The sequence below is a fragment of the Vogesella indigofera genome, from assembly GCF_028548395.1.
GTDB classification, from domain to species: domain Bacteria; phylum Pseudomonadota; class Gammaproteobacteria; order Burkholderiales; family Chromobacteriaceae; genus Vogesella; species Vogesella indigofera_A.
This window is the reverse complement of record NZ_JAQQLA010000001.1, coordinates 173925-199570: the sequence shown is the minus strand read 5'-3', so window position 1 is coordinate 199570 and position 25646 is coordinate 173925. Positions and strand designations below refer to the sequence as shown.

25 protein-coding genes and 5 tRNA genes are annotated in these 25646 nt (G+C 64.7%); 9 read left to right on the top strand and 21 right to left on the bottom strand.

Annotated features, from left to right (window positions below; all coding sequences use genetic code 11):
* Genes PQU89_RS00950 through PQU89_RS00930 form a run of 5 tightly spaced genes read left to right on the top strand, consistent with a single transcriptional unit; the run spans nucleotide 1 to nucleotide 4082 of the window.
* Entirely contained in the window at nucleotides 1-2283 is a 2283-nt protein-coding gene (locus tag PQU89_RS00950) for a replication endonuclease (protein WP_272764185.1), read from the top strand.
* A gap of 11 nt (nucleotides 2284-2294) precedes the next feature.
* Complete coding sequence (locus tag PQU89_RS00945) at nucleotides 2295-2663, top strand: hypothetical protein (RefSeq protein WP_272764184.1); 369 nt, start codon at nucleotides 2295-2297, stop codon at nucleotides 2661-2663.
* Nucleotides 2664-2676: 13 nt separating this feature from the next.
* Nucleotides 2677-2844 carry a hypothetical protein gene (locus tag PQU89_RS00940; RefSeq protein ID WP_272764183.1) on the top strand — a complete coding sequence of 56 codons (168 nt, stop codon included), beginning with the start codon at nucleotides 2677-2679 and terminating at the stop codon, nucleotides 2842-2844.
* Entirely contained in the window at nucleotides 2841-3755 is a 915-nt protein-coding gene (locus tag PQU89_RS00935) for a DNA cytosine methyltransferase (protein ID WP_272764182.1), read from the top strand. The genes PQU89_RS00940 and PQU89_RS00935 overlap by 4 nt, the downstream gene beginning before the upstream one ends.
* A gap of 12 nt (nucleotides 3756-3767) precedes the next feature.
* Nucleotides 3768-4082 (top strand): helix-turn-helix domain-containing protein, encoded by a 315-nt coding sequence (locus tag PQU89_RS00930; protein ID WP_272764181.1) that lies wholly within the window; start codon nucleotides 3768-3770, stop codon nucleotides 4080-4082.
* A gap of 27 nt (nucleotides 4083-4109) precedes the next feature.
* Here PQU89_RS00930 and PQU89_RS00925 read toward each other — a convergent pair whose 3' ends face one another.
* The 9 genes from PQU89_RS00925 to PQU89_RS00885 all read right to left on the bottom strand — a co-directional run bounded on the left by PQU89_RS00925 (nucleotide 4110) and on the right by PQU89_RS00885 (nucleotide 8867).
* Nucleotides 4110-5282 (bottom strand): site-specific integrase, encoded by a 1173-nt coding sequence (locus tag PQU89_RS00925; protein WP_272764180.1) that lies wholly within the window; start codon nucleotides 5280-5282, stop codon nucleotides 4110-4112.
* Between the two features lie 168 nt (nucleotides 5283-5450).
* A tRNA-Cys gene (locus PQU89_RS00920) sits at nucleotides 5451-5524 on the bottom strand.
* A 39-nt stretch (nucleotides 5525-5563) separates the two neighbouring features.
* A tRNA-Gly gene (locus PQU89_RS00915) sits at nucleotides 5564-5639 on the bottom strand.
* Nucleotides 5640-5670: 31 nt separating this feature from the next.
* Nucleotides 5671-5746 (bottom strand) — tRNA-Gly (locus PQU89_RS00910).
* 35 nt (nucleotides 5747-5781) lie between these two features.
* Nucleotides 5782-5857: transfer RNA gene (locus PQU89_RS00905), tRNA-Gly, on the bottom strand.
* 36 nt (nucleotides 5858-5893) lie between these two features.
* Nucleotides 5894-5969: transfer RNA gene (locus PQU89_RS00900), tRNA-Gly, on the bottom strand.
* Nucleotides 5970-6047: 78 nt separating this feature from the next.
* Nucleotides 6048-6629 (bottom strand): CDP-diacylglycerol--glycerol-3-phosphate 3-phosphatidyltransferase, encoded by a 582-nt coding sequence (gene pgsA / locus PQU89_RS00895; RefSeq protein WP_272764179.1) that lies wholly within the window; start codon nucleotides 6627-6629, stop codon nucleotides 6048-6050.
* 17 nt (nucleotides 6630-6646) lie between these two features.
* Nucleotides 6647-8455: an excinuclease ABC subunit UvrC gene (uvrC, locus tag PQU89_RS00890; protein WP_272764178.1), complete on the bottom strand. Its 1809-nt coding sequence runs from the start codon at nucleotides 8453-8455 to the stop codon at nucleotides 6647-6649.
* On the bottom strand, nucleotides 8445-8867 hold the full coding sequence (locus PQU89_RS00885; protein ID WP_272764177.1) for a DUF4124 domain-containing protein: 423 nt from the start codon (nucleotides 8865-8867) through the stop codon (nucleotides 8445-8447). The genes uvrC and PQU89_RS00885 overlap by 11 nt, the downstream gene beginning before the upstream one ends.
* 171 nt (nucleotides 8868-9038) lie before the next feature.
* On the opposite strand from PQU89_RS00885, the gene guaB reads away from it, so the two are divergent.
* Nucleotides 9039-10502: an IMP dehydrogenase gene (gene guaB, locus PQU89_RS00880; protein WP_272764176.1), complete on the top strand. Its 1464-nt coding sequence runs from the start codon at nucleotides 9039-9041 to the stop codon at nucleotides 10500-10502.
* Nucleotides 10503-10592: 90 nt separating this feature from the next.
* On the opposite strand, the gene PQU89_RS00875 is transcribed toward guaB, so the two are convergent.
* From PQU89_RS00875 to lhpI, 5 genes are all read right to left on the bottom strand, one after another.
* On the bottom strand, nucleotides 10593-11990 hold the full coding sequence (locus PQU89_RS00875; RefSeq protein WP_272764175.1) for an EAL and HDOD domain-containing protein: 1398 nt from the start codon (nucleotides 11988-11990) through the stop codon (nucleotides 10593-10595).
* Nucleotides 11991-12051: 61 nt separating this feature from the next.
* Nucleotides 12052-13152, bottom strand: a complete 1101-nt coding sequence (aroC, locus tag PQU89_RS00870; protein WP_047965655.1) for a chorismate synthase — start codon at nucleotides 13150-13152, stop codon at nucleotides 12052-12054.
* A 262-nt stretch (nucleotides 13153-13414) separates the two neighbouring features.
* A complete protein-coding gene (locus PQU89_RS00865; RefSeq protein WP_272764174.1) occupies nucleotides 13415-14530 on the bottom strand; it encodes a branched-chain amino acid ABC transporter substrate-binding protein in 1116 nt (371 codons plus the stop codon).
* Nucleotides 14531-14575: 45 nt separating this feature from the next.
* Nucleotides 14576-15871, bottom strand: a complete 1296-nt coding sequence (locus tag PQU89_RS00860; protein WP_272764173.1) for an NAD(P)/FAD-dependent oxidoreductase — start codon at nucleotides 15869-15871, stop codon at nucleotides 14576-14578.
* Between the two features lie 29 nt (nucleotides 15872-15900).
* Nucleotides 15901-16794 carry a bifunctional Delta(1)-pyrroline-2-carboxylate/Delta(1)-piperideine-2-carboxylate reductase gene (lhpI, locus tag PQU89_RS00855; protein WP_272764346.1) on the bottom strand — a complete coding sequence of 298 codons (894 nt, stop codon included), beginning with the start codon at nucleotides 16792-16794 and terminating at the stop codon, nucleotides 15901-15903.
* Between the two features lie 245 nt (nucleotides 16795-17039).
* Here lhpI and PQU89_RS00850 point away from each other — a divergent pair, with 245 nt between their 5' ends.
* Nucleotides 17040-17783, top strand: a complete 744-nt coding sequence (locus PQU89_RS00850) for a FadR/GntR family transcriptional regulator (RefSeq protein ID WP_272764172.1) — start codon at nucleotides 17040-17042, stop codon at nucleotides 17781-17783.
* A gap of 217 nt (nucleotides 17784-18000) precedes the next feature.
* Here PQU89_RS00850 and PQU89_RS00845 read toward each other — a convergent pair whose 3' ends face one another.
* Both PQU89_RS00845 and PQU89_RS00840 read right to left on the bottom strand, forming a co-directional pair.
* Nucleotides 18001-18630, bottom strand: a complete 630-nt coding sequence (locus PQU89_RS00845) for a 2OG-Fe(II) oxygenase (protein ID WP_272764171.1) — start codon at nucleotides 18628-18630, stop codon at nucleotides 18001-18003.
* 143 nt (nucleotides 18631-18773) lie between these two features.
* On the bottom strand, nucleotides 18774-19697 hold the full coding sequence (locus PQU89_RS00840; protein WP_272764170.1) for an alpha/beta hydrolase family protein: 924 nt from the start codon (nucleotides 19695-19697) through the stop codon (nucleotides 18774-18776).
* Nucleotides 19698-19902: 205 nt separating this feature from the next.
* On the opposite strand from PQU89_RS00840, the gene PQU89_RS00835 reads away from it, so the two are divergent.
* A complete protein-coding gene (locus PQU89_RS00835) occupies nucleotides 19903-21156 on the top strand; it encodes a DEAD/DEAH box helicase (protein WP_272764169.1) in 1254 nt (417 codons plus the stop codon).
* An 86-nt stretch (nucleotides 21157-21242) separates the two neighbouring features.
* Here PQU89_RS00835 and rlmF read toward each other — a convergent pair whose 3' ends face one another.
* The gene (rlmF, locus tag PQU89_RS00830) at nucleotides 21243-22199 is read right to left on the bottom strand and encodes a 23S rRNA (adenine(1618)-N(6))-methyltransferase RlmF (RefSeq protein ID WP_272764168.1); all 957 of its coding nucleotides are present in this window, start codon (nucleotides 22197-22199) and stop codon (nucleotides 21243-21245) included.
* 356 nt (nucleotides 22200-22555) lie between these two features.
* On the opposite strand from rlmF, the gene PQU89_RS00825 reads away from it, so the two are divergent.
* Nucleotides 22556-22999, top strand: a complete 444-nt coding sequence (locus tag PQU89_RS00825; RefSeq protein WP_272764167.1) for a hypothetical protein — start codon at nucleotides 22556-22558, stop codon at nucleotides 22997-22999.
* A gap of 18 nt (nucleotides 23000-23017) precedes the next feature.
* Here PQU89_RS00825 and PQU89_RS00820 read toward each other — a convergent pair whose 3' ends face one another.
* Genes PQU89_RS00820 through PQU89_RS00805 form a run of 4 tightly spaced genes read right to left on the bottom strand, consistent with a single transcriptional unit; the run spans nucleotide 23018 to nucleotide 25561 of the window.
* Entirely contained in the window at nucleotides 23018-23950 is a 933-nt protein-coding gene (locus PQU89_RS00820; RefSeq protein WP_272764166.1) for a GlxA family transcriptional regulator, read from the bottom strand.
* A gap of 29 nt (nucleotides 23951-23979) precedes the next feature.
* Entirely contained in the window at nucleotides 23980-24177 is a 198-nt protein-coding gene (locus tag PQU89_RS00815; RefSeq protein WP_272764165.1) for a DUF1737 domain-containing protein, read from the bottom strand.
* An 18-nt stretch (nucleotides 24178-24195) separates the two neighbouring features.
* The gene (locus tag PQU89_RS00810; protein ID WP_272764164.1) at nucleotides 24196-24657 is read right to left on the bottom strand and encodes a GNAT family N-acetyltransferase; all 462 of its coding nucleotides are present in this window, start codon (nucleotides 24655-24657) and stop codon (nucleotides 24196-24198) included.
* Between the two features lie 10 nt (nucleotides 24658-24667).
* Nucleotides 24668-25561, bottom strand: a complete 894-nt coding sequence (locus PQU89_RS00805) for an EamA family transporter (RefSeq protein WP_255908848.1) — start codon at nucleotides 25559-25561, stop codon at nucleotides 24668-24670.
* Nucleotides 25562-25646: the final 85 nt, after the last annotated feature.

Here is a 25646-nt window from a genome sequence, read left to right as displayed (position 1 = left end):
ATGTACGTCGCCCCGTTCAGCCACCTCCCCGACAGCTTCGCCCTCGGCAAATTCGAACACTTCCCGCGCCATCTGGCGCGGGCGGTGCGCCGTGAATGGCTGAGGCTGCGCAACCGCCCGCTGCGTGCGCCGGCGGTGCGGATGGGTGTGCTGGATGATGGCCGCGAGGCAGAGGCCAACGTGTGGCTGCGCCATCTGGTGGAGCAGTTCCCCGCGCAGGCGCTGGAGCTGGGCGCCAGCGAGGATGCGCTGGTGGCCTTTGCCATCGAGAAGGCGACCGAGGGTGAGCGGCTGCGCGTCAACGGTGCCAGCCTGGACGAGCTGGAGGCGTACTGCGAGGCCCACGGCCTGCCGCTGCCGCAAGGCCAGGACAATGAGGCCATCGCCCGCCGCGTGGGCTGCAGCCTGTGGTGGCGCCGGAACCTGCGCAAGGCGAATGGCCGCAAGGCAGAGGCGCTGTCGCTGTCGCTGGGCCTGGTGCACAAGCAGCGCGCGCTGTACTGCAGCGACGATGCGGTAAACCGCCGCGCCGACCAGACGCGCCGCAACCGCGCACTGCTGGAAGCGCTGGTGGCCATCAACGAGCTGGGCGAGGAATTCTCGCTGGCCGAGCTGGCCGACAAGGGCACGTCCAACCCGGCAGTGAAGCGCGCCGAGCTGATGACGCGCATTGCCGGTTTCGAATACATCGCCCAGGCCATGGAGATGGCCGGCGAGTTCATCACCCTGACGGCGCCAAGCCGCTATCACCCGCGCGTGGCCAAGACGGGCCGACGCAATCAGCACTACCTGCAGGGCATCACCCCGACCGACACCCGCAATTACCTGGGCACGGTCTGGTCACGTATTACCGCCGCGCTGGATCGCGCCGGAATCCGCATTTTCGGCTTCCGCGTAGCCGAGCCGCACCACGACGGCACCCCGCACTTCCATGGTCTGTTCTTCATGTCGCCAGCTGATGTGCCGGCCTTCCGCCGCATCGTGGCGCGTTACGCCGTGCGCGAGGACAGACAAGAGCTGGGCCTGAGCTACGCCACCAACAAGGCGACCGCTCGTGCGCTGGCGCGTGAACGCAAGGCGGACGGTGCCAAGGGCTATCTTGCCGACCTGATGGAGCAGGTTGGCTGGGAGGCGCTGTTCTGGAGCCAGCCGCCGCGCGGTGTGTGGAAGGCCATCGAGGCGCGTATTTGCTTCAAGGCCATCGACTGGAACAAGGGCACCGCCGCCGGCTACATCGCCAAGTACGTGGCCAAGAACATCGACGGCGTGAAGACCACCGGCGAATCCATCGGTGAAGACTACGAGGCGCAAAGCGCCGCCCCGCTGGCCGACGAATACGATGCGGCCAACCGCGATACCGATGCCAGCCGCACCGTGCAGCGCGTGGACGCCTGGGCGGCAACGTGGGGCATCCGCCAGTTCCAGCAAGTGGGCGGCCCGCCGGTGGGTGTGTGGCGTGAGCTACGCCGCTGGGACTACATGAGCCAGGACGCCGAGGACGTGATGATGCGTGCCGCTGCCGCCGCAGATGCCGGCAATTGGGGCCGCTTCGTGGAGGTGATGGGCGGCTGGGAGGCCAAGCGCAAGGACATGCCGCTGACGCTGGCCAAGCAGGTGAACGAGCCGACAAACCGCTACGGCGAACCGGCGCAGCCGGCTGCCTTTGGGGTGGTTGAAAAAGAAAGCGGGCAGTTGGCCATCAGCCGCATGCATGAGTGGAAGGTTTTTCACGGACGCGAAGCGGCCGCTTGGACTCGTGTCAATAACTCTACGGAATCGTCGATTTCGGCCATCGCCCCGGCTCAGCCGCAGCCCGACTTCGACATGGCCGGTGCCATCGAGGCCATGGCCGACTACGAGCGCCAGCTGGCCATCCAGCCGCCAGATCACGATCCGTTCCTGCTTCCTGCCCAGGTTGTGGCCAAGCGCACCGCCAGCGATGTTTTCGACCGCCAGCGCCAGCAGCTGGCCGGTTTCGCCGCCGGCGTGGAAGAGCTGATCCGCCATGCCGAGGCGCTGGCCACCAGTGAGCGCGAATCTACCCTGCGCCGCGTGCGCTCCCAGGCGCTCCACAAGCAGTTCGCCGCCGGCACTGGCGCCGGCATCCAGATCTTCGACAGCGTGGCCACCGCCCGCGCACTGGCCGAGGCCCGCGCCGCGGCGCCGGCCAAGCGCAGCCGTGTCGTGCGCGGCACCCCTTCCCTATCCAACCAGCTGACCAACGCCATCACCGCGGCCAAGGCCCAGCTGCAAAAACTGCAGGCCAATCCGGCCTGGCACTGAGAGGAACCACGATGCAACCGGATTTCATTTTCCCGCCCCTGGAAACGCGGGTCTTTGTCCGCGCCGCCCAGCGCATGCAGCAGACCATCGACAGCGCTGCGGCCAACCTTGTCGCGCTGCAGCTGGCGGACAAGCTGGCCAGCCAGCTGAACACCTGCGGGCTGCAGGCGGTGTCCGACTGCGACGAGCAGGCGCAGCCGTTCCTGGTGCTGCAGGTGCCCATTGAGACGCTGGGCCACGTTGATGCGGAATCCCTGGTGCAGATGGCGGCCAATGCCCTGGGCATGGCCATCGAGTTCAACCAAGAGCGGGAAACCTACCTGGTGTGCTGTGGCGAAGCCATGGCCCAGGGCATGCCGCTGTTACTGCAGGAAGTTTGAGGAGGTATCGACCATGAATGAAACCACGTATCTGGCCTACGGCGAGTGCTACCAGGTGATGCCGCGTGCGGCGGTGCCGGGCGCCGGCTGGTGCTCTTCGATGGAGCGCCCGAAGAGCGAATGCGGCTGCCCGGACTGCGGCCCCAGCTTGATCGATATTGGCGAGGGGGATTTCGCATGAAGGCCATTGACCTGTTCGCCGGTGCCGGCGGGTTCTCTACCGGCGCTCATGCCGCTGGCTGCGAAATCGTATGGGCGGCCAACCATTGGCAAGACGCCGTGCAGACCCATGCGGCTAACCACCCGGGTGCACTGCATGTCTGCCAGGATCTGCATCAGGCCAATTGGGACGAGGTGCCGGCGCACGACCTGCTGCTGGCCAGCCCATGCTGCCAAGGCCACAGCAAGGCCAGAGGGAAGTCGCACGGCAACCCGCAGCACGATTCCAGCCGCAGCACGGCTTGGGCGGTGGTCAGCGCTGCCGAACATCACAGGCCAGCCGTTGCCATCATCGAGAACGTGCCGGAATTCCTGCAGTGGTCGCTGTACCCGGCATGGCGCATGGCCATGGAGGCACTGGGCTATGCGCTGACGCCCCATGTTGTCGATGCGGCCAACCATGGCGTGCCACAAAACCGGGAGCGCATGTTCATCGTGGCCACCCGTAGCCGCAACCCGCTGACGCTTCGCCTGCCGCAACGGGAGCATGTTCCGGCGGAAGCAATCATCGACTTCGCCGCGGGCCGTTGGTCACAGATCGAGCGCCCGGGTCGGGCGTCCAATACGCTGGCAAGGATTGCCAATGGCAGAGCCGTGCATGGTGAGCGCTTCCTTACCGCGTACTACGGTAACGAGCGTGGCGGCCGCAGCCTGCAGCGGCCAATCGGCACCATCACCACGCATGACCGTTGGGCGATTGTCGATGGCGACCGGATGCGCATGCTGTCAGCGCAGGAGTGCCGCCGTGCCATGGGCTTTCCGGAAGGCTACATTCTGCCGCCACAGCATCGCCTCGCCGTGCACATGCTGGGCAACGCGGTGTGCCCGCCGGTGGTGACGGACCTGATTAACGAAATCCGCCACGTGGCGTAAGCGGGGGTGAAAATGAGCGAAACACTGGATATTTCGGGCGCGGCCCGGCTGCTGAATGTCAGCGATGAAACCATGCGGGAGCTGGCTGCAGCTGGCCAGGTGCTAGGCTGCAAAATTGGTATGGCATGGGTGTTTGTAAAAGACGACCTGATGGACTACCTGCGGCAGGAGGCGCGCCGCCAGACAGCTGAGCGGCTGGCCAAGGCCAAGGGCGAACTGGAGGCCGGCGCCAGAGTGAAAACTGCCGTGGCGCAAGCCGGCAGTCGAGTACGGTCGCGCCGCAAGGGACTGCCGGATTTGACCGGTCTAGAAAGTGCAGCAGCATAAGAAACGGGCCTTGCGGCCCGTTTTGTTTTACCAGAGTTGATTGGCCAGGTCGCTGCCACGGAGGTTGGCATAGCGAGCCAACATGCGGGGGTCTTTGTGGCCTGTGATTTTTGCGATCTGCAGATCGGACAGCTGGGTCCGTTCATAAAACCGGCTGGAAGCTTCATGGCGCAGGTCGTGGAATCGCAAGTCTTCGCACTCTGCCGCGCTGAAGATACGGGCGAACTGGCCAGACAAGCGATTGGATATTTTGCCCAGCGCAACGGAGTCAGTTTCGCCATTCCACCAAGGGAACATCCGCCCCTCTCCATCCCATCCTGCCATGCCATCTTCGTTCTTTGCCACGGCATCCTGATATCGCGCGATGGCGGCTAGCGCGACGGTAGTCAGCGGCACCTGTCGTTTATCGCCGTTCTTGGTGCGATCCAGAAAAATGGTGCGCTTTTCTATGTCGAGCTGATCCAGCGTCAGGGTGTACATCTCGCGCATGCGCATGGCCGTTTCCAAGGCCAGGTCAAACAACAAGAGGATGGCCGCCTGGTATTTGAGTTCCAGCGGGCGCTGGCGGCCTACTGGCTTGCTGCCGGCGATGATTGCGCGGATGGCCTCCTCCTCACCGTCGTTCAGCCGTCGGTCACGCGCATGGTCTTCCGTGATGACGGTTTGGCCTGTCTTGCCATTCGCGGCCTGTATCACGGCCTTGTCGGTTTCGGTGTAGGCTGAATACCGCTTGGGCAAGAGTCGCAGCGGATTGCTGACGAACGTGCTGTCTGGCCGTCGCATGAGCCAATCGAGGCAACGGGCCAGCGTGCCGACATAGTGCCGGATGGTCGATGGCGACAGTTGTTGCTCTTGCTTCATCTGGCGTACCCAGGTTTCTGCCCAGTTGTAATTCACCGAGCGCAACGCCACTTCGCCAACACGGTTCCATACGGCATCCAGCATGGGCTTGTCAGACTCAGCGACGGACACGGTTTGCCGGTAGCTGCGGATAGCATCGGCAATGGTCGCAATGTCTGGCCGCTGGTCTACCAGGTCGGGCGGCACGATGCCGCGATCCAGCAAGGACTCCAGCCGCGCACAGTAGGCATCGCCTTCGGTTTCATCATGGAACGTGAGGGAAACAGCTTTGGGCAAGACGCCTTTTCGGCGGATGATGAACTCCCAGCTGCCGCTGGGGCGTTGTCGTTTGGTGGCCATCGGGAAAACTCACGTGTACGGCAAAGTGTATAGTCTACGCGTGGTCGTCCACTTTTACCGAGTGGTTAACGGCGGGAAATGGCGGGGAATAGCAGGCGAATCGGAACAATCGCCAGACTGTAGAAAAGAAAAAACCCCGATAAGTCTTTGACTTAACGGGGTTTTATCTGGAGGCGCGATCCAGAGTCGAACTGGACTGACCGGATTTGCAATCCGGGGCATAACCGCTTTGCTATCGCGCCGTAAGCATTTGATGCTCGCCATGGCGAATCATCTGAATTTGGAGCGGGAAACGAGGCTCGAACTCGCGACCTCAACCTTGGCAAGGTTGCGCTCTACCAACTGAGCTATTCCCGCAGGGGGTACTACAATAACGCCGTAAATTGTATGGAGCGGGAAACGAGGCTCGAACTCGCGACCTCAACCTTGGCAAGGTTGCGCTCTACCAACTGAGCTATTCCCGCGTCGCATGATACTGCTGTACATCTGTAAAACCGGGTGGAGCGGGAAACGAGGCTCGAACTCGCGACCTCAACCTTGGCAAGGTTGCGCTCTACCAACTGAGCTATTCCCGCGTCGCATGATACTGCTGTACATCTGTAAAACCGGTGTGGAGCGGGAAACGAGGCTCGAACTCGCGACCTCAACCTTGGCAAGGTTGCGCTCTACCAACTGAGCTATTCCCGCATCACTTCTCGTCGTCGCTGTGTTACTGCGTTGTCGAGAGCTGCGAATTATAATGACCAAAAAATTATTGTCAACCTCTCACAACTCGATTTTTTTGCCAGAAAACTGCGTGGCGGCCATCTTCAGGTAGTAAACCATTGACCACAAAGTCAAAATAATGGCGATCACCATGAAAATATTTCCGAGGATCAGGGTATCAATAGCCGGCAATACCGGGCCGGCATACAGCAGCAACAGAATGGCGATCATCTGCGCCGCCGTTTTCAGCTTGCCGATATAGGCCACCGCCACGCTGCCGCGGCTGCCCTGCGCCGCCATCCACTCTCGCAATGCCGAAATCGCGATCTCGCGGCCGATGATGATCATCGCCATCCAGCCCTCGGTGCGCCCCAGCTCCACCAGCAGGATCAGCGCCGCCGCCACGATCAGCTTGTCGGCCACCGGGTCCAGGAAGGCGCCAAAGGCCGAGGTCTGCCCCAGACGGCGCGCCAGGTAGCCGTCCAGCCAGTCGGTGGCGGCGGCCAGCGCAAAGATGAAGGCGCCGAGGCTATTGCGATGGTGGGACAACAACACGCTGTCGGGGAGGAAGAACACGGCCACGCAGACGGGGATCAGGGCGACGCGCAGCCAGGTCAGGAAAATCGGCAGGTTGAAGGGCATTATCCGGTTGTCTTTATTCAGTGCAGGGCTTGGTAAATTTTTTCTGCCAGCGCGCGGCTGATGCCGTCCACTTGCGCCAGATCGTCGATGCTTGCCGCCACCACGCCGCGCAGGCCACCAAAGCGGGTCAACAGCCGCTGGCGTCGCGTCGGGCCGACACCGGCGATGTCCTCCAGCGTCGAGCTGGTGCGCGCCTTGGCGCGGCGCGCGCGGTGGCCGGTAATGGCGAAGCGGTGTGCCTCGTCGCGCACGGTCTGGATCAGGTGCAGCGCGGCGTGATCGCGCGGCAATTGTAGCGTCTTTTGCAGATGGGGAACGATCAACGTTTCCAGCCCCGGCTTGCGGCTTTCCCCCTTGGCGACACCGACAATGGGCACGTCGACACCGACCTCGGCCAGCACTTCCAGCGCCACACCGACCTGGCCCTTGCCGCCGTCGATCAGCAGCACGTCGGGCAGCTTGCCCTCCCCGGCCGCCAGCTTGCTGTAGCGGCGGGTCAGCGCCTCGCGCATGGCGCCGTAGTCGTCACCGGCGGCGGCGGTCTCGATATTGAAGCGGCGGTACTCCGACGGCTGCATGCCGCCACGGTCGTACACCACGCACGACGCCACGGTGGCCTCGCCCATGGTGTGGCTGATGTCGAAGCACTCCAGCCGCGCCACCTCCTCCACTTCCATCAGCTGCGCCAGCGCTGCCAGGCGGGCGTTCTGGCTGGCGGCACTGGCCAGCCGCTGGCTGATCGCCAGCTGCGCGTTCTTCTCCGCCATTTCCAGCCACACACGGCGCTCGCCGATTGGGTTGCCGATGAACTGCAGCCGCTTCTGCGCCTGCTCGATCAGCAGCTGCTGCAGCTCCGGCGCCACCGTTTCGTTGTGGATGATGGCCGCCGGCAGCGGCGCACCGAGGTAATGCTGGGCGAGGAAGGCCTCAAGGTTGGCCGCAAGGCTGTCGGCGGCGTTGAGCGGGAACAGGCTCTTGTCGCCCAAGTGGCGGCCGCCGCGGATCATCACCAGATTGACGCACACCACGCCGCCGGCGCTGGCGATGGCGATCACGTCGGCATCGAGCTGGCTGGTATTGCTGGAAATGAACTGTTTCTCCTGCACCCGCGCCAGCGCCTGGATCTGGTCGCGCAATTCGGCGGCCTGCTCGAAGTGCATCGCCTCCGATGCGGCCAACATGCGCGCGGTGAGCAGGTCGATCAGCTCGTTGTGCTTGCCCTGCAGGAAGGTGACCGCGCTCTGCACGTCGGTGCGGTAGGCTTCGCTGCTGATCTCGCCGGTACACGGCGCCGAGCAGCGCTTGATCTGGAACAGCAGGCAGGGGCGCGAGCGGTTGGCGAACACGCTGTCCTCGCAGGTGCGCAGGCGGAACACCTTCTGCAGCACCTGGATGCTTTCGCGCACCGCGTAACCGTTGGGATAGGGGCCGAAGTACTGGTGCGGCTTTTTCGGCTCGCCGCGGAAATAGGCCAGCTGCGGAAAGGCGTGCCCGGACACCATCAGGTAGGGATAGGACTTGTCGTCGCGAAACAGGACGTTGTACTTGGGGGTCAGCGCCTTGATCAGGTTGTTTTCCAGGATCAACGCTTCCGCCTCGCTGCGCACCACGGTGGTGTCGATGGCGGCGATCTGGCGCACCATCAGCTGGATGCGCGGGCTGTGGTCGGTTTTCTGGAAGTAGGAGCTGACGCGTTTCTTCAGGTCGATGGCCTTGCCGACGTACAGCACGTTGCCGGCAGCGTCCAGCATGCGGTACACCCCCGGCAGGCTCGGCAGGTTGGCCAGAAAGGCCTTGGCGTCGAAGGCCGGCGGTTTAGTTGCCACACCAGGTCCTGACGTGATCGCGCGCGGCGGCGATGGCGGCGCTCAGCGTCGCCTCCGACTGCGGCGCGGCCTTGGTGCTCGCCTTGGGCTGGTTCAGGCTTTCCAGCTTGGCCAGATGGGTCCGCGCGGTGCTGCAGTTTTCCTGCTTGATCTTGCGGTTGTGCTCGTCGATGCGGTCGTTGAGCTGCTTCACCTGCTGCGGCAGGCCGCCGTCGCTGGCTGGTGCCGAGGCCGGGCTGGCCGTCGTAGCCGGCAGCGGACGCAGCTTCACGGTTTCCGACTTCCGGCCCTGCGGTGGCGGCTGGTCAGAAAACACGGTGCGGCCATTGCCGTCCACCCAACGATAGACCTGCGCCTGCGCCGCCGTCGCCAGCAGCAGTGCGCCCAGAAACACCCCGTAAACAGCCTTCATCGCCTCTCGCCTTCCGCCTTACCATGAACCGCCATTCTAGCGTGCGCCCGCACCGGCAGACAGCTTTGTTGCGACCATGCCCGCCACCGGCGCGCACCTCATTCACCACTGCCTTTTGCACTGCGTGCGCGGGATCGGTATAATGCGTTTTTGCCGCTAAAGGAAAGCAAGATGCGCATCATCGAGAAGGCCTACACTTTCGACGACGTTCTCCTCGTGCCGGCCCACTCCGCCGTTCTGCCACGTGACGTTGCCCTGTCCACTCGCCTCACCCGTAACATCAGCCTGAATCTGCCCCTGGTCTCCGCTGCAATGGATACCGTCACCGAATCGCGTCTGGCGATTGCGATGGCCCAGGAAGGCGGCATCGGCATCATTCACAAGAACATGACCGCCGAGCAGCAAGCGCTGGAAGTGTCCAAGGTGAAGCGTTACGAAAGCGGCGTGGTCAAGGACCCGATCACCATCGCCCCGGACATGCTGGTACGCGACCTGGTGTTGCTGACCCGTCAGCACAAGATCTCCGGTCTGCCCGTGGTACAGGATGGCAAGGTCGTGGGTATCGTCACCAACCGTGACCTGCGTTTCGAGACCCGTCTCGACCAGCCGGTGGCCTCCATCATGACCCCGCGCGAGCGTCTGGTGACGGTGAAGGAAGGCGGCAGCATCGATGAAGCGCGCGAGCTGATGCACAAACATCGCCTGGAGCGGGTACTGGTGATCAACGACGCCTTCGAGTTGAAGGGTCTGATTACCGTCAAGGACATCGTCAAGACCAGCGAACATCCGAACGCCAACAAGGACAGCCAGGGTCGCCTGCGCGTCGGCGCGGCGGTCGGCACCGGTGGCGACACCGCCGACCGCGTGGCGGCACTGGTGGCAGCCGGCGTTGACGTGATCGTGGTCGATACCGCCCACGGCCACAGCCAGGGCGTGCTGGACCGCGTGAAGTGGGTGAAGGATACCTTCCCGCAGGTGGACGTGATCGGTGGCAACATCGCCACCGCCGATGCTGCCCGCGCGCTGGTAGCCGCTGGCGCCGACGGCGTGAAAGTGGGCATCGGCCCCGGCTCCATCTGCACCACCCGTATCGTGGCCGGTGTCGGCGTACCGCAGCTGACCGCCATCCACAACGTGTCCGAAGCGCTGAAAGGCACCGGCGTGCCGATGATCGCCGACGGCGGCATCCGCTTCTCCGGTGACATCTCCAAGGCGCTGGCCGCCGGCGGCAACTGCGTGATGCTGGGCGGCATGTTCGCCGGCACCGAAGAAGCGCCGGGCGAAGTCGAGCTGTACCAGGGCCGTTCCTACAAGTCCTATCGCGGCATGGGCAGCCTGGGCGCAATGAGCCAGGGTTCCGCCGACCGCTACTTCCAGGACGGCAACGCCAACGCCGACAAGTTCGTGCCGGAAGGCATCGAAGGCCGTGTCGCCTACAAGGGCCCGATCGCCCAGGTCATCCACCAGCTGGTGGGCGGCCTGCGCTCCTCGATGGGCTACCTGGGTTGCAAGACCATCGACGAAATGCACGACAAGGCTGGCTTCGTGGAAATCACCTCCGCCGGCATGCGCGAATCGCACGTGCACGACGTACAGATCACCAAGGAAGCACCGAACTACAACGTCGGCGGTTAAGCCCTCCAACGTTGGCCGCAAAAAACCCCCTGTTGCGAAACAGGGGGTTTTTTTGTTACCTGCCGGCGCCCGACGGCACCGGCTATCGGCTTACTCCGACTGCACCAGGATTTCCTGCGCCCACACCATGGCGTCGATGTGCGCCTTGTTGACGTCCGCCGGCTCCAGCTTCAGCAGCTCGGCCAGCGCCACGATACGGTCGGCGTTGTCCTGCTCGGCGGAAATGGCCAGTGCCAGATACGGCGCGAACATGCCGCGCTGGCTGAGCAGCGCATCGGCCACCGTCGGTGGCAGGTCCAGCGGCGACAGCGCGCTGGCCATCTCCACGTGCATCAGCGCGTCCAGCAGCGAGAACATGCCGGACAGGAACAGGTGCTCGCACTCCAGGCGGTTGTTGCCGCCCAGCTTGCCCAGCGTCTCCATGAAGCGGGCGCGGAACAGCGAGCGCTCCAGCAGCGCCACCGAGCGGCCGTCGTCCTTGCGCGAGGTGAACAGCAGCAGCGTCAGCCACTTGAACAGCGATTCGCGCCCCAGCAACAGCAGCGACTCCTCGATCGACATCACCTTGCGCGACAGACCGTTGGCCGGCGAGTTGATGAAGCGCAGCAGCTTGAACAGCAGTACCGAATCCAGCTTGAACTGGGCGTCGATCTCCTGCGTTTCCGCCCCGGCGCGCAGCAGGCGCATGATTTCCAGCACCCGCATCTGGCTGGCGTCGGCCTTGCCGGCGGACTGCGAGCGCACCGCGGTCAGGAACGCGCCCTGGAACAGCACGAAGCGCTTGGCGGCGCCCGGCGTCTTGACACAGACATCGAAATCCTCGCTGGAGCTGATATTGCGCGCATACCAGCGCGCGGCGGGATAACGCGCCAGCATCTGGTCCATGAACGGCGCCAGCACCTCGTCGGCGGCCCCGCTGAAGTCGAGGATCAGCAGGTCGATGCGCGAGAACAGCTCGTCCTGCAGCGCTTCCGGCAACACGCGGCGGTCGAACAGCGACGGCTCCAGCGCAAAACGACGGCCCTGCGCGCGGTGCTGGTCGATCAGCGCGATGGTGGTATTGCTGACCGGATCGTCGATCGCCGGGTTGAGCACGAAATAGACGCGGTCGCTGGGGAAAGCCTCCAGCGACGCGTCCTGCAGCGACAGCGTCGACACGTGCACCAGCGCGCGGCGCGAATTCAGCAGCCGGAACACGTCCATATTGATCAGGGTGCTGATCATCAGCCGGTCGAACTGCAGCCACTGGCCGGCCGACGACTCGCGGCGCTTGACGGTATCGCGCACCATGAACTCGTAGGCCACCACCCGCTGCTGCAGGTCGTGCAACGGCTGGTGGGTGACAAAGCCCAGCGTGTGCGGCAACGCGATATTGTCACCACTCTCCGCGGCCGGCATACTGGCGGCGGCAGTTTTCACCTCGCGGCTTTCCTTGACCTCTTGCGCTTGCCCCTTGCCGGTCAAGCTGCCAAACAGACTTTTGAACATGGCAAACCCTATTGTGTGCGAACGACGGGCAGCCTGACGCTGCCTCTTGGATGGAAGACGCTTAGCCGATGCGGCCGGGAATGCGCGGAGTATCGACCCGCACATCGCCACACTGCGCGCGGTGGCGCAGCGCGTGGTCGATCAGCACCAGTGCCAGCATCGCCTCGGCGATCGGCGTGGCGCGGATGCCGACGCACGGATCGTGGCGGCCGTGGGTCTCGACCATGATCGCCTCGCCGGCCTTGTTGATGGAGCGGCGCGGCTGCGCGATCGACGACGTCGGCTTGATCGCCATCGACACTTCGATCTGCTGGCCGGTGGAGATGCCGCCGAGAATGCCGCCAGCGTGGTTGCTGGCAAAGCCTTCAGGCGTCAGTTCGTCGCCGTGCTCGCTGCCACGCTGGGTGACGCAGCCGAAGCCGGCGCCGATCTCGACGCCCTTCACCGCGTTGATGTTCATCATCGCGTAGGCGATGTCGGCGTCCAAGCGGTCGTACACCGGCTCGCCCCAGCCCACCGGCACATTGTCGGCCACCACGCGCAGGCGCGCGCCGACCGAATCCAGGCTCTTGCGGATGCTGTCCATATACGCTTCCAGCGCGTCCACCTTGCTGGCGTCGGCGGCGAAGAACGGGTTATTGCCGACCTCGTCCCAGCTCTGGAACGGGATCTCGATATCGCCGATCTGCGTCATGTGGCCGCGGATCACGATGCCGTATTGTTCATGCAGCCATTTCTTGGCGATGGCGCCGGCGGCGACCCGCACCGCGGTCTCGCGCGCCGACGAGCGGCCGCCGCCGCGTGGGTCACGGATGCCGTACTTGTGCCAGTAGGTGTAGTCGGCGTGGCCGGGACGGAAGGTGTCGGCGATATTGCCGTAGTCCTTGCTGCGCTGGTCGGTGTTGCGGATCAAGAGCGCGATCGGCGTGCCGGTGGTCTTGCCCTCGTACACGCCGGACAGGATCTCGACGGTGTCCGGCTCGCGGCGCTGGGTGACGTGGCGGCTGGTGCCGGGCTTGCGGCGGTCCAGCTCGGCCTGGATGTCGGCTTCGGACAGGGTCATGCCCGGAGGGCAGCCGTCAACAATGCAGCCGATTCCCGGCCCGTGGCTTTCGCCGAATGAAGTAACAGTAAACAGCAGGCCCATGCTATTGCCAGACATCGCTTTATCCCTTGCCTATTTTTTGGTGATCGCCGCTGATTCTAGCACGGACCGGCAACGCTGCCGGCGCTTGCACAGCGTCACAATTCACCAAACCGCAACGCCGGCGGGCCGCGTCGCCGGGCACGCGCCACCCGCTAAAACAGCGTCATCGGCGTACCCGCTGCCCGGCTGTGCCGGCCGATGGCATGGTGGCCAACGTTGGCCGCAAAAAAACCCCGTCCTTGGACGGGGCTAAGACTGACCAGCAGGGAGAAACGGCTCAATAAGTCACTTTGATCGGGGCCCACTTTGCCTGCTTGACCTGGTACACCGTGATCGGTGCCTTCACCAGGTCGCCTTTGGCATCGAAGCGGTAAGTCGCATTCACGCCTTCGTAGGTCATTTTCTTGAGGGCGGCCTTGACCTTCACCGGGTCTATCGTATTCGCCTGCTGCATGGCCGTTGCCGCCAGCATCACTGCGTCATAGTGTTGCGGACCATACGACAGCGGCAACTTACCGTACTTCTGCTGGTAGCGCTTCATGAACGCGGCCCCTTGCGGGCGGCTTTCCAGCACGTTACCGGCCACGGCGGCCATGAAGCCTTCGCCATTCTTGCCCGACAACTTAATGAAGGTATCCGTCTGGATCATGTCGCCACTGAGCACCTTGGTGGTCAGGCCGAGTTGCTTCATTTGCAAGGCAAACGGCGCCGCCTGACTGTCCGATACCGCGACAAAGACCAGATCCGGCTTGGTAGCCTTGATGGCGGTCACGATCGGGCTGAGGTTGTTCTGGCCAGGCGTGGTGTACTCACGGCGCACAACCTGCCCGCCCAAGCGCTTGATTTCGGCGTCAAACTTGTCGGCCAGACCCTGACTGTAAGCCGTACGGTCGTCCACAATGGCGATACGCTTGGTTTTCAGCTCATTGAGTGCGTATTGCGCGATAGCCGGCCCCATTCGGGTATCGATGGCACTCAGGCGGAAAACATTGCCGTAGCCCAGGCTGGTGTAAGTGGCATTCACCGCCACCGAAAATTGCGGCACACCGGACTGATTGATGATGCGGGACGCCGGAATGGTGGTACCGGAGACGAATGGGCCGACCACCGCATTGACGCCGTCATCGAGGAGCCGCTGTGCCGCCAGGGTGGACTGTTTCGGATCTTCCTGATCGTCCTGGGAAACCAGCGTGAACTGCACCGGTTTGCCATTGATCTTGATCCCCTTGCTGTTCAGGGTCTCGATCGCCAGCTGGGCACAGTTTTGATTGTCCTTGCCCCAGTGGGCATCGGGGCCGGTCAACGGACCGATAAAGCCAATTTTGACGACATCGGCGGCATTGGCGCCGCTAGCGGCAAGGGCGAGCAGAGTCCACAGCAAAGTACGTTTCATGATGAGTGTCCTGACAAAGGGGATTGAACGGGGCATAGCAACGACTTAACTTCTTATTTCCAGCTGTGGCACGCGCTGGCCGTCTTGTTTATTCAGTGTGTCGTAGCGGTCCGGCCACAGGTGGCGGGGGATGTCAGCGCGGCCCAGAAAGTGGTCATGGAGCAAGCGCGCGGTTGTGGCCGCCAGGGTCAGCCCCAGGTGGCCATGACCACAGGCAAAATACAGACCGTCGACACGCGAGGATGGGCCGATGACCGGAACCGTCTCCGGGACGGAGGGGCGATTACCCATCCATGCCGTCATGTTTTTTGTATTAAGCGGCCCGAGCATGTCCTGCGCCTTGTCCAGCAGAAGGTGTGCCCGCCGGTAGTCCGGCGTGGCATCCCGATGCGCCAGTTCGACGGTGCCGGCCAGACGGATGCCGCCGTTTACCATCGGGAGCACGACAAAGCTGCCCGGCACGTTGAGCAGGTAGCGTTGCAGAGTCACGCCGGCTTCCGGCAGCGTCAGGTGATAGCCGCGCTCACTCTCCAGCGGCAAGCTGAAGCCCGCCTGCCGCGCAAAGTGATCACTCCAGACCCCCGCGGTGATCAGCACTTTTCCGGCTAGGCGTTGCTCGCCATTGGCCAGCGTCACGCCGCGGACGGCCTGCTTCTCCTTGAGCAGCCCGGTCACTTCCTGCTGCAAGTACTGCCCGCCCTCGCGCATAAACTGCTCGAACAGCCCCAGCGTGAACAGGTAGGGGTCATCGACGTGCGACCATTCTGGGATCGATACTGCATTACGCCACGGCGCCAGCAGGGCGGGTTCGGCCTGCCGTGTGGCCTCGTCGTCCAGTGCCTGCCACTTGACGCCATACTCCCCCCGGTTGTGCCAGCGCGACAGGTCCGCTGTTAGCGCGGCATCCGAGGCATAGACGGCCAGAGCGCCATGACGGCGCCACATTTCATCCAGCCCGCTGCGGGCGATGAGCGGCGCAAAATCCGCATTGACGTTGCCCAACAGCGCCGCCAGTTGCCGGGTCAGCAGTTGAACCTGCCCCTGCCGGCTAGCCCAGGCAAAACGCAGCAGCCAGGGAGCAAGTGACGGCAGATAGCGCCAGCGAACGGCCAGCGGCCCTAGCGGATCGGCCAGCCAGGACGGTAACTTCCGCCAGATCCCCGGCTCGGCCAGTGGCACCACCTCGCTGACGGCAAACGCGCCGGCGTTGCCAGACGAGGTGCCGGCCGCCGGCTCGGCCTTATCCACCAGCAACACACTCAGGCCGGCAGCACGCAATTTCAATGCGGTGGTGATACCGACCACACCGGCACCGACCACGATGACGTCCGAGACTGACATTCCGGCTCCTCTCTTGGCTAAATGCGCCATCAACGCAGGCAGTTCAGGGCACAGCGCGCGGCCGCCAGATCCCACGCCGCGGTGCCCACACTCTTGAACAGCTTGGGACGCGCCGGGTCGATCACGCCGTTGACGGCATCGGCCAACGAGGCGACGTTGTCCCAGTCGATCCCGGCCTGGATCAGGTCACCGGCTTCGTGGCGCGCGCCGATCGGGTCGTCAATGAAGATCTGGCTGCCATGAATGGGCAGTGGCGCGTATTCGGCCATATCAGGACGGAAGGCACCGACACCGATAAGCAGCCGCCCCGGGCGAGCCGCCTGGTGGTAAACCGGTTGCTGGCTGGTGGTCAGAGTGATGACAACGGTCACGTCTTCGGCAACCTCGCCGCTGGCCGGTACGCACTCCAGCGGCAGATGCTGGTGCGCCGCCGCAAACAGCGCCGCCTCTTCAGCGCTGCGACCATGGATGTCGACCCGGCTACCGGGGTACAGCGCAGCGATGGCATCAAGGTGACCGGCGGCCTGCCGGCCGCAGCCGATGATGGCAATGCGTGCAACCGGCTGGGCGGCAAGCGTCCGCATCGCCAGCAGCGATACCGCGGCGGTGCGGTGTGCGGTGACGGTCGGGCCATCCAGCAACAGCAGCGGTTTGCCGCTTTCGCTGTCGTAGACACTGACTACGCCATGGATGGTCGGCAGGTTCTTGCTGCGGTTATCGGGACAAACATTGACCAGCTTGTGCATGCCGATATCGCTACCGGTCGCCGGCATCGACAGTAGCACGCCACCATGTTGCAACGGCAGCACTTGCCGTTCCGGGCTGACAATCCGGCCCGCCATATAGTCAATTGATGCAGCGGCAATTGCATCGCACAGTGCGCCATACGGTAAAAGTTCGGCCGTTTGCTGTGGTGACAGCATCGTCAGGGCATTCATGCTTTCCAGATCCTTTGATTGGCCAGATAGTTGTCCAAAACAGCTGATTGGCAACCTGTCTGTCGATAAATCGGGCTAAAATTGGTAAATGTCTCATACCAAAAATTCTAATCTGGTTGAAAAATTACCAATAATGACGCAACACCACAAGAAAAAGCGTTGAGCCCGCCACACGCAGGCCAGAAAAAATGACCAGTTGTGCAACAACTGGTCATATGGAGACCACCAACATGAGCAACAGTACTGATCCGGCAACACCATTTCGTGCCCGGCACATCTATGAACAGGTCGCCGAGCAGATCCGCCGCAGCATTGTTTCGGGCGAGTTTCCGCCGGAGTCCAGGCTGCCATCCGAGCGCGAGCTGGCGATCCGGTTTGGCGTCAGCAGACCGGCCGTGCGTGAAGCGATTGGCGCGTTACAGAATCAGCAACTGGTCATGACCCGTCGCGGCTCGGGCACCTATGTCTGCTCCCCGCTGCCCGGTTCGCTGCCACCGCTGCCGGACGAGAAAGAGTCGTCCTCGGATGACAGCCCCGTTTCCACGCTGGAGGTCAGGCTGATGCTTGAACCCGCAATTGCCCGGCTCGCGGCGCGGCGAGGGCAACGCAACGAAGAAGCGGAGCGGCTGTTGCTGCAAATGCAGAACGTAAAAGACATCGACGTCACCGCCCAGCAACAGCTGTGGAGCGAAACCGACAGGTTATTTCACCGGCAACTGGCGGTGATGACCGGGGACAGCCTGCTGATCCGGATTGCCGACGAAATTGCCAAGACCATGGAGCAGCCGCTCTGGCAACGGCTGCGCGACGACGGCATCTACGACGAGGCACGAATCAGCCTTTATGTCGCGGAGCATCGGCTGATTTATGAGGCGATTGCGACTGGGGATGAAAATGCAGCCGCATTCTATGTCGAGCAACATCTGAAGCGGGTCGGCAAGGACATTACGACCACGACGGCGCTGCCGGATTAAGCACGACCGGATCAGGCGCTGTTTGCGGCCAACGTTGGCCGCAAACAGCAGCGCGCCGGGCATGCTGGGCAGCGAGGCGTTGCACCGTCGTTGAAGCCGGCGCTCACTTCAGAATCACGTAAAAACGCCGCACTCTCACCATGAGATGCGGCGTTTGCTTACCTTCGCTGACTTGCACTCGCCCCGCAGGGCGCTGTGCTTGTGGCGAAGCAGCAACTCACCACGGCATGTTGCCGCCGCGGCGGCGGTACCAGCCGGTGACCGACAGCCGCTGCTGCCGTGCCGGCAGCACCTCGTGCCAAAAGCGGTCGGACAGGAACAGCACCAGCGTGCCGGCTTCCGGTTCGACGTCGATGAACTCGCGGCAGTCGGCATCCAGATACAGGCGGATCTGGCCGCCGGCATCCTGCGGCCAACCTTCGTTCAGATAGAACACCGTGGTCAGCGTGCGCGCGTCGTCGTCCTGGAAGCGGTCGAGGTGCCTCTTGTAGAACGCGCCCTCCGGATACACCGCGAAGTGCGACTCCAGTTCGACGAGGCCGAGGTAGAGGCCGCGATTAACCGCCTGCATGATGTCGTCCATCGCCGCGTTGTAGGCCTGCACCGCCGGCAGCGCTGCCACCTGGTCCAGCCACAGCACCGAATCGGAGCGAATCTCGGCACGGCGCGCCTGGCCGTCGGCACGGCCGGTGGCGGCCTCATGGAACAGGCCCTGTTGCCACACCTCGAGGCAGGCAGTGCGCAGGTTGGCGGTAATGGTGGCGGACAGCGCGTGCGGGATCACCACCCAGCCCTCGCTGGCGAGGGTGTCGATGACGTGGTCGAGGTCGAATTGCAGTTGGGACATGGCCGGAAACGGTCGCAAGGATAAACACAGCCCGCTTTCTACCACAGCCGGCCGCCGGCGGCGAATGCGCCAGGTCAAGCCCGCTGTAGTTTCCCGTCAGGCATCGGCGCCGGCTTGCGGCCAACCCCGGCCACGCGCTGTGTTCAGTAGTTTTCCTGCACCATGCCGTAGCGGCCGGCAAGCCATTCCAGCACCAGCGGAAAATGGTCGCGCACCGCGTCGGGGTGGGTCAGCAGGCTGACGTGGTTGTAGTCGTGACGGTGGCCGCTGTGGCGCGCCAGCAGCCGTAGCCGCGACAGGTGCGCGCCGCTTTCGTCGCGAAAACGCTTCACGTCGGCCGGGTGGCCGCGGCAGGGATCGTTCTGCGCGGCGAAGTACAGCGCCGGCGGCAGTTGCTGCGTCTGCGCCGCCTGCCGGTAGTCGAAGCGGTCGTCGCTGTCCACCCACGGCCGATTCTGTGCCCAGACCTTGCTCTGGCGGTGGCTCTTGTCGGTTTCGTCGTCGGCGCCTAGGCCGAGGCGGCGCGCCGGCAGATAGCCAACGCTGCGACACAGCACGCGGCCGACGATATTCCACAGCAGGTCGACTTCCAGCAGCTTGTTGAGATTGCGCACGTGCACGCTGCGCTTGCTGCCGAAGTAGACCAGGCTGGCCACCTGCGCGATCAGCTGCGGCTGGCGCAACAGGCAGCTGCTCATGTGCACGCCGCCCCAGGAATGCGCCATCCAGTGCACCGCCACCTCACCCTTCAGCTGGCGGATCGCCGCCTGCAGCGCCGGCAGGTCTTCGGTGATGGTTTCAGTCTGGCCGTGACACGCACCGCGGCCGATGCGCGGCGTGCTGCGGCCGCGACCGCGCAGGTCGGCGACGAACACGTCGTAGCCGTGGCGCGCTAGATAGTGCGCCAGCCCCTTGCCATTGTCCGAATAAAAGATGCGGCCGTTGGCCATCACCCCGTGCAGCAGCAGCACCGGCGCGCCGTCCTTTTCCGGATGGCGGATGCGCTTCAGGTACAGCGTGTCGGTGGCGGTGACCGGCACCCACAGATCGTGTTCGCGGTTTTTCATGATTCCTCGTGTGTCGCGGATGATGGTCTGCGCCATCATTAAAACAATCGCTTGAATCATCCAAGGGAATGACAGTTGCGTCAATCGGTAACCCGCGTCCCCTGCCCGTCCCCGTCAGGCAGCAGCCCGGCGCGCATCGCCATAGTGCCGCGCGCGCAAAAGCCGTAGACTGCCGCCTTCACGAATTCACGCCCCGCGCCCGCCCATGCCCTTTTCCACCCTCGGCCTTGACCCGGCGCTGCTGCATGCGCTGGACGAACAGGGCTTCCACACCGCCACCGCCATCCAGCGCGAGGCGATCCCGGCGATCCTGCACGGCCGCGACCTGCTGGCCACCGCCCGCACCGGCTCCGGCAAGACCGCCGCCTACTGCCTGCCACTGCTGCAGCGCTGGCAGCACGGCCGCCATGACGGCAAGCAGCCGACGCTGCTGGTGCTGCTGCCGACGCGCGAGCTGGCGCAACAGGTCGGCAGCGTGCTGCAGCAGCTGGCCCGCCACCTGCCGCCGCCGAAGATCGTCACCGTCTACGGCGGGGTCTCGCTCAATCCGCAGCTGATGGCGCTGCGCGGCGGCGCCGACATCATCGTCGCCACCCCCGGCCGGCTGCTGGAGCTGCTGGCCAACAACGCGCTGCGCCTGGACCAGGTGCGCAGTCTGGTGCTGGACGAGGCCGACCGCCTGCTGGAACAGGGCTTTGCCGACGAACTGGAACAGGTGCTGGCCGCGCTGCCGGCACAGCGCCAGACGCTGCTGTTCTCCGCCACCTTTGCGGCCAACGTGCAGCAGCTGGCGACGCGCCTGCTCACCGACCCGCAGCGCATCCACATCGCGGAACAGGCGCCGGACATCCGCCAGCGCGCGATCGAGGTCGACAATCGCCAGCGTACCGCGCTGCTGTGCCAGCTGATCGCCGAGCAGGAGGGCGCGCGGATGCTGGTGTTTGTCGCCAGCAAACACGGTGCCGCCGAGCTGGCGCAGACGCTGCAGCGCGAGGGCATCCGCGCCGCCGCGCTGTTCGGCGAGCTGGCGCAAGGCCGCCGCGAGCGGGTGCTGGAGAACCTGAAGGACGGCACGCTGCAAGTGATCGTCGCCACCGATCTCGCCGCGCGCGGCATCGACATCCCGGCGCTGCCGGTGGTGATCAACTACGACCTGCCGCGTTCGCCGCAGGACTACACCCACCGCATCGGCCGCACCGGCCGAGCCGGCGAAAGCGGCCTCGCCATCAGCCTGATCGACGCCGACAGCCGCGCCCACTTCCGCCTGATCGAGAAGCGGCTACAGCTGAAACTGCCGCGCGAGCAGCTGGCCGGCTTCGTGCCGGTTGACGAACCCGCGCCAAGGTTGGCCGCAGCCGACGACAACGGCGGCATCAAGGGCAAGCGCCCGAGCAAGAAGGACAAGCTGCGCGCCGCCGCCGCAGAAGCCGCCGCGCAACAGGCCGCCAAGCCGGACTGAACACCGCCGCAGCTCGCGCCACCGGCAACGAAAAACCCCGCCCAGTATCGCTGGCGGGGTTTTTTATGGCGACAGGCGACGCGGCCTCACCCCTGCCAGCGCTCCTCGCGCCACTCGGCCATCGCCGCGTTGTCGAGGAAGGTCCACGCCACAAAACGGCTGATCTTCTGCCCCTGCGCCATGTCGATGGTCTTGACCTGTTTCGCACCCAGCTTGCGCAACTGGCGGTACAGCTCGTGCAGGTGCGCCTCGCGCGACACCAGCGAGGTGAACCAGCAGCACTGCTCGGCAAACTCGCGGCTCTCCTGCGCCATGTTGCGCAGGAAGGTGACTTCGCCGCCGTCGCACCACAGCTCGGCGTGCTGGCCGCCGAAATTCAGCACTGGCTTGTCCGGCACCTCGCCGGTGAGGTTGGTCACCTTGCGCCGCGATACCGCCTCCGCCTCTTCTGCCGAGGCATGGAACGGCGGGTTGCACAGCGTGACGTCGAAACGGTCCTTGCGCTGGATGATGCCGGCAAACACCTTGCCCGCGTCGGCCTGCAGCCGCAGCGTCAGCGCGCCGGACAGCACCGGGTTGAAATCGGCAATCGCCTTCGCCGCTTTCAGCGACACCGGGTCGATGTCGCTACCGACAAAGCGCCAGCCGTACACGCTGCGGCCGATGATCGGATACACGCAGTTGGCGCCGACGCCGACGTCGAGCACGTTGACGCGCGGCGGCACCGTGCCGCCGTTGCAGCCGGCGAGTAGGTCTGCAAGATGGTGGATGTAGTCGGCGCGCCCCGGAATCGGCGGGCACAGGTAGCCCGGCGGCAGATCCCAGAAGCCGATGCCGTAGTAGTGCGCCAGCAGCGCGCGGTTCAGCGCCTTGACCGCCGCCGGATCGGCAAAATCGACGCTGTCGTCGCCGTAGTCGTTGGGACGCACAAAGGCGGCCAGCTCCGGCAGGCTGGCGATCAGCGCCGGGAAGTCATAGCGCTGGCGGTGCGCGTTGCGCGGGTGCAGACCGGCCTTGCCGGTCGGTTTTGGTGTGGCTTTCATGGGGTGTACCGCAAAAACAATGGCCGGATTGTACGGGGTTATTGCGCCGGCTGCTGCATTGCGGGCGGCAGCGGCGGCGAAAGCCCGGCCGTTGCGGCCAACGTTGGCCGCCAGCAAGGGGCGGTGCAACCCGGCTGCTGCAAAGCATGTGCGTCACCGCACCGACAAGACACCCCCGCGTGTCACATTCTCGTACTCAAGCGTGTGTCCGGACGTGCCCCTTCCCGAGGCGGCGCCATGGCCGCACCCCCTCATCGCCACCGCTAGCGGCCTGCGCACGCAGGCAAACGACTGGCTACGCCAGCGCCGTGCGACGGCGACATGAGCGGGCACCCCGCCCGCAAGGAGTCTTGATCATGAACACCATCCATACACGGAAATATTCGGACCTGATGCTGGGCTTGCTGCTCGGGCTGTCCCCGCTGGCACTGCACGCAGAAGACGTCATGCCGGCCACGCTGCAGACTGCCAATCTGCAAATTCAGCAACAGAACGGCATCGCCTATCTCAGTGGCGGCGTCGGTCAGGACGAATCGCAGGCCATCAAGCAAAGTGCCGGTTACAGCCTGCACCTGACCTTTTCCGAAGGTGCCGGCCAGTATGTGGTCGGCGTCGATGTCGATATCCGCAGCAGCAAGGGACAGCCGGTGCTGTCGCTGCAACAGGCCGGGCCACTGCTGTATGCCGACCTGCCGGCCGGCAGCTACCGGGTCGAGGCCAGCTATATGGGCATGCGCCAGCAGCGCAACGTGCAACTGGGCCGGAACGGCTCGCGCAGCCTGAACTTCAACTGGCGCTAACGCAAGCTAGCCCGGCGCTCAGGCCAGCTGGCCGGGATTGACGCTTTCGAACTTGTGCCACACCCGCCGCATGTCGCGCGCCGAGGCAAAACCGGCGCCTTCGGCGGCGCGCTCCACCGCCACGCCCTGATGCAACAGCTGGCGCACCACCGCCACCCGCAGCCGCTGCTGGTATTCGACGATGCCGACGCCGGCCTGCTCGCGGAACAGCCGCGTCAAATGGCGCGGGCTGAGATGGACGCGTTCGGCCAGCGCCTCCACCGGCCAGCGCTGCGCCGGATCGCGCGCGATCAGGTCCTGCGCGCGGTGCACCGCCGGGTGCAGGTGATTGCGGAACGCCAGCCACGGCGACAGCTGCGGATCGTCGCCGGCACGGCGGCTGTACAGCACCATGCGCCGCGCCACGCGCGCCGCCACATCCGGCCCGGCGTGGTGCTCGATCAGCGCCAGCGCCAGATCCATGCCGGTGGTGATGCCGGCCGAGGTGGCAATGTGCTCGTCCTCGACAAACACGCGGTTATCCAGCACCCGCGCCTTCGGCGCCAGTGCCGCCAGCTTGGCGGTGATGCTGTGGTGGGTGGTGCAGGCGCGGCCGTCTAGCAGCCCGGCCATGCCGGCCAGCAGTGCGCCGGAGCACACCGTCGCCAGGCTCACCTGCGGCGTGATGTGCTGCTGCAGCCAGGCGATCAGCCGCTGCGCCGCCGGTGTGGCGTAGTCGGCATCCTCGTCCACCGTGCCGCACAGGATCACCAGGCTACCATCGGCCAGCGCCGGCGGCAGCGGGTCGATCAGCGACGTGAGCCCCAGCGAGCTGACGCACTCCGGTTCCGGCCCGGCGACGTGCAGGCGAAACGGCGCGCCCTCGTCGATGGCCATGCGCAGCGCCTCGGCCGGGCCGACGAAATCCAGCGCCAGATAGCGCGGCGTGAGAAGGAAATACACATCTTTCATGCGGCCAACCTTATGTGCAGCGGATGGGACTACAGCTCGCCCAGCCGGATCTCCGGCACGTACTCGCCGTCGACCTCTTTCACGATCGCCTGCGCCGCGATCACGCGCTCGCCGTTGAAGGTCAGCGTCGGATTGCCGTGCAGGTGCCAGCCGCGGTTGAGCGCCTCGCTGACGCGGTGGCAGAAGGTGGCGTCGTCGGGGCCGGTCAGCAGTCGGTACAGTTTCATATCGCGTCCTGTCGGGAGTTAAAAAGTCTGGCGGTACAGCACAAAGCCGGTATCGCGCGCCACACGGTCATACAACTGGCGCGCGGCATGGTTGGTGTGGTGCGTATGCCAGTACAGGCTGGGACTGCCGGCCTGGCGCGCCGCGTCGGCCACGGCGGCAATCAGCTGCCGTGCCACGCCCCTGCCCCGTGCTTCCGGCACGGTAAACAGGTCCTGCAGGTAGCAGGCGTGGTGCAGCATCAGCGTGTTACGGTGAAAGATATAGTGCGCCAGACCCAGCAGCTGCCCGCCCTGCCAGGCCAGCAGCGCATGTACCGGCTCGTCCGGATCGAGAAAGCGCTGCCAGGTGAGCTGGCTGATGGCCGGCGGCAGCGCGCTGGCGCCGTGGCGGCCGTAAAAGGCGTTATAGCCGTCCCATAGCAGCAGCCAGGCGGCAAAATCGTCCGCACCGGGCGGACGCAGGGTGATGTCGTTTGCCATGCGGCCAACCTTACGCCGGCTGCGGCTTGCGCAGCAAGGCCAGCAGCCGCGGACCGAACATATTGATGGCCAGTCCGGACACCAGCACCACGCCGCCGGCCAGCTGCCAGAAGCTGAGGCGCTCGCCCAGTACCAGCGCCGAGGACAACACCCCCACCAGCGGCACTAGCAGCGAATACGGCGCCACCACGTTGGCCGCATGGCGGCTCAATAGCTTGCTCCACTGGCCATAGCCGAACAGCGTGGCGATCAGCGCCAGATAGCCGATGGCGAACAGGCTCTTGCCGCTGACCACCTGCGCCCAGTCGATACTGGCCGACTCGAACATGGCCGACAGCGCGAAGAACGGCACGATCGGTGCCAGGCTACCCCATACCACCAGCCCCAGCATGTCCGGCTGGTAGCCGGCGCCGACGATGCGGCGCACCACCACATTGGAAAACGCCCAGCAGGCGGCGGCGCACAGGGTCAGCACAAAGCCGGCCAGCGGCAGGCCGGCGGCGCCGAGGCCGCCGATCAGGTACAGGCCGCAGCCGCCGACCACCAGCCCGCCCAGCTGCCAGCCGCTGAAGCGCTCGCGCAGCCAGGCCATGCCGATCAGCAGGGTGAAGAAGGCGGAGGACTGCAGCACGATGGAGGCGAGGCCGGCCGGCATGCCCAGTTTCATCGCCGAAAACAGGCAGGCAAACTGCCCCAGCCCCATGGTCAGGCCATACAGCGCCAGCCAGCGCCACGGGATGTTGGGGCGGCGCACGAACAGCAGACCGATGCCCGCCGCCGCGGCAAAGCGCAGCGCGCCGAGCAGGAACGGCGGCACGCCGGCCACACCCCACTTGATCACCACGAAATTGAAGCCCCACACCGCGACGATGGCGAGGGCAATCAGTCGGTCTTGCCAGTTCATGGCCTTTGCTCCTGCGAAGTTGTGCCCGGCCACCTCGGCGGCCGGGCGGGTGAACCCGGTCTGCTACCTTACGCCACGGATGCCA

Bases quoted from the DNA above. Each gene is read 5' to 3' on its own strand.
- aroC (WP_047965655.1), bottom strand. From the start codon at position 13,152: ATGTCTGGCAATAGCATGGGCCTGCTGTTTACTGTTACTTCATTCGGC.
- guaB (WP_272764176.1), top strand. From the start codon at position 9,039: ATGCGCATCATCGAGAAGGCCTACACTTTCGACGACGTTCTCCTCGTG.
- PQU89_RS00845 (WP_272764171.1), bottom strand. From the start codon at position 18,630: ATGTCCCAACTGCAATTCGACCTCGACCACGTCATCGACACCCTCGCC.
- lhpI (WP_272764346.1), bottom strand. From the start codon at position 16,794: ATGCTGTCACCACAGCAAACGGCCGAACTTTTACCGTATGGCGCACTG.
- PQU89_RS00885 (WP_272764177.1), bottom strand. From the start codon at position 8,867: ATGAAGGCTGTTTACGGGGTGTTTCTGGGCGCACTGCTGCTGGCGACG.
- PQU89_RS00930 (WP_272764181.1), top strand. From the start codon at position 3,768: ATGAGCGAAACACTGGATATTTCGGGCGCGGCCCGGCTGCTGAATGTC.
- PQU89_RS00850 (WP_272764172.1), top strand. From the start codon at position 17,040: ATGAGCAACAGTACTGATCCGGCAACACCATTTCGTGCCCGGCACATC.
- PQU89_RS00865 (WP_272764174.1), bottom strand. From the start codon at position 14,530: ATGAAACGTACTTTGCTGTGGACTCTGCTCGCCCTTGCCGCTAGCGGC.
- PQU89_RS00810 (WP_272764164.1), bottom strand. From the start codon at position 24,657: ATGGCAAACGACATCACCCTGCGTCCGCCCGGTGCGGACGATTTTGCC.
- PQU89_RS00840 (WP_272764170.1), bottom strand. From the start codon at position 19,697: ATGAAAAACCGCGAACACGATCTGTGGGTGCCGGTCACCGCCACCGAC.
- PQU89_RS00815 (WP_272764165.1), bottom strand. From the start codon at position 24,177: ATGAAACTGTACCGACTGCTGACCGGCCCCGACGACGCCACCTTCTGC.
- PQU89_RS00935 (WP_272764182.1), top strand. From the start codon at position 2,841: ATGAAGGCCATTGACCTGTTCGCCGGTGCCGGCGGGTTCTCTACCGGC.
- PQU89_RS00945 (WP_272764184.1), top strand. From the start codon at position 2,295: ATGCAACCGGATTTCATTTTCCCGCCCCTGGAAACGCGGGTCTTTGTC.
- PQU89_RS00820 (WP_272764166.1), bottom strand. From the start codon at position 23,950: ATGAAAGATGTGTATTTCCTTCTCACGCCGCGCTATCTGGCGCTGGAT.
- pgsA (WP_272764179.1), bottom strand. From the start codon at position 6,629: ATGCCCTTCAACCTGCCGATTTTCCTGACCTGGCTGCGCGTCGCCCTG.
- PQU89_RS00925 (WP_272764180.1), bottom strand. From the start codon at position 5,282: ATGGCCACCAAACGACAACGCCCCAGCGGCAGCTGGGAGTTCATCATC.
- PQU89_RS00860 (WP_272764173.1), bottom strand. From the start codon at position 15,871: ATGTCAGTCTCGGACGTCATCGTGGTCGGTGCCGGTGTGGTCGGTATC.
- PQU89_RS00825 (WP_272764167.1), top strand. From the start codon at position 22,556: ATGAACACCATCCATACACGGAAATATTCGGACCTGATGCTGGGCTTG.
- PQU89_RS00950 (WP_272764185.1), top strand. From the start codon at position 1: ATGTACGTCGCCCCGTTCAGCCACCTCCCCGACAGCTTCGCCCTCGGC.
- rlmF (WP_272764168.1), bottom strand. From the start codon at position 22,199: ATGAAAGCCACACCAAAACCGACCGGCAAGGCCGGTCTGCACCCGCGC.
- PQU89_RS00835 (WP_272764169.1), top strand. From the start codon at position 19,903: ATGCCCTTTTCCACCCTCGGCCTTGACCCGGCGCTGCTGCATGCGCTG.
- PQU89_RS00940 (WP_272764183.1), top strand. From the start codon at position 2,677: ATGAATGAAACCACGTATCTGGCCTACGGCGAGTGCTACCAGGTGATG.
- PQU89_RS00805 (WP_255908848.1), bottom strand. From the start codon at position 25,561: ATGAACTGGCAAGACCGACTGATTGCCCTCGCCATCGTCGCGGTGTGG.
- PQU89_RS00875 (WP_272764175.1), bottom strand. From the start codon at position 11,990: ATGTTCAAAAGTCTGTTTGGCAGCTTGACCGGCAAGGGGCAAGCGCAA.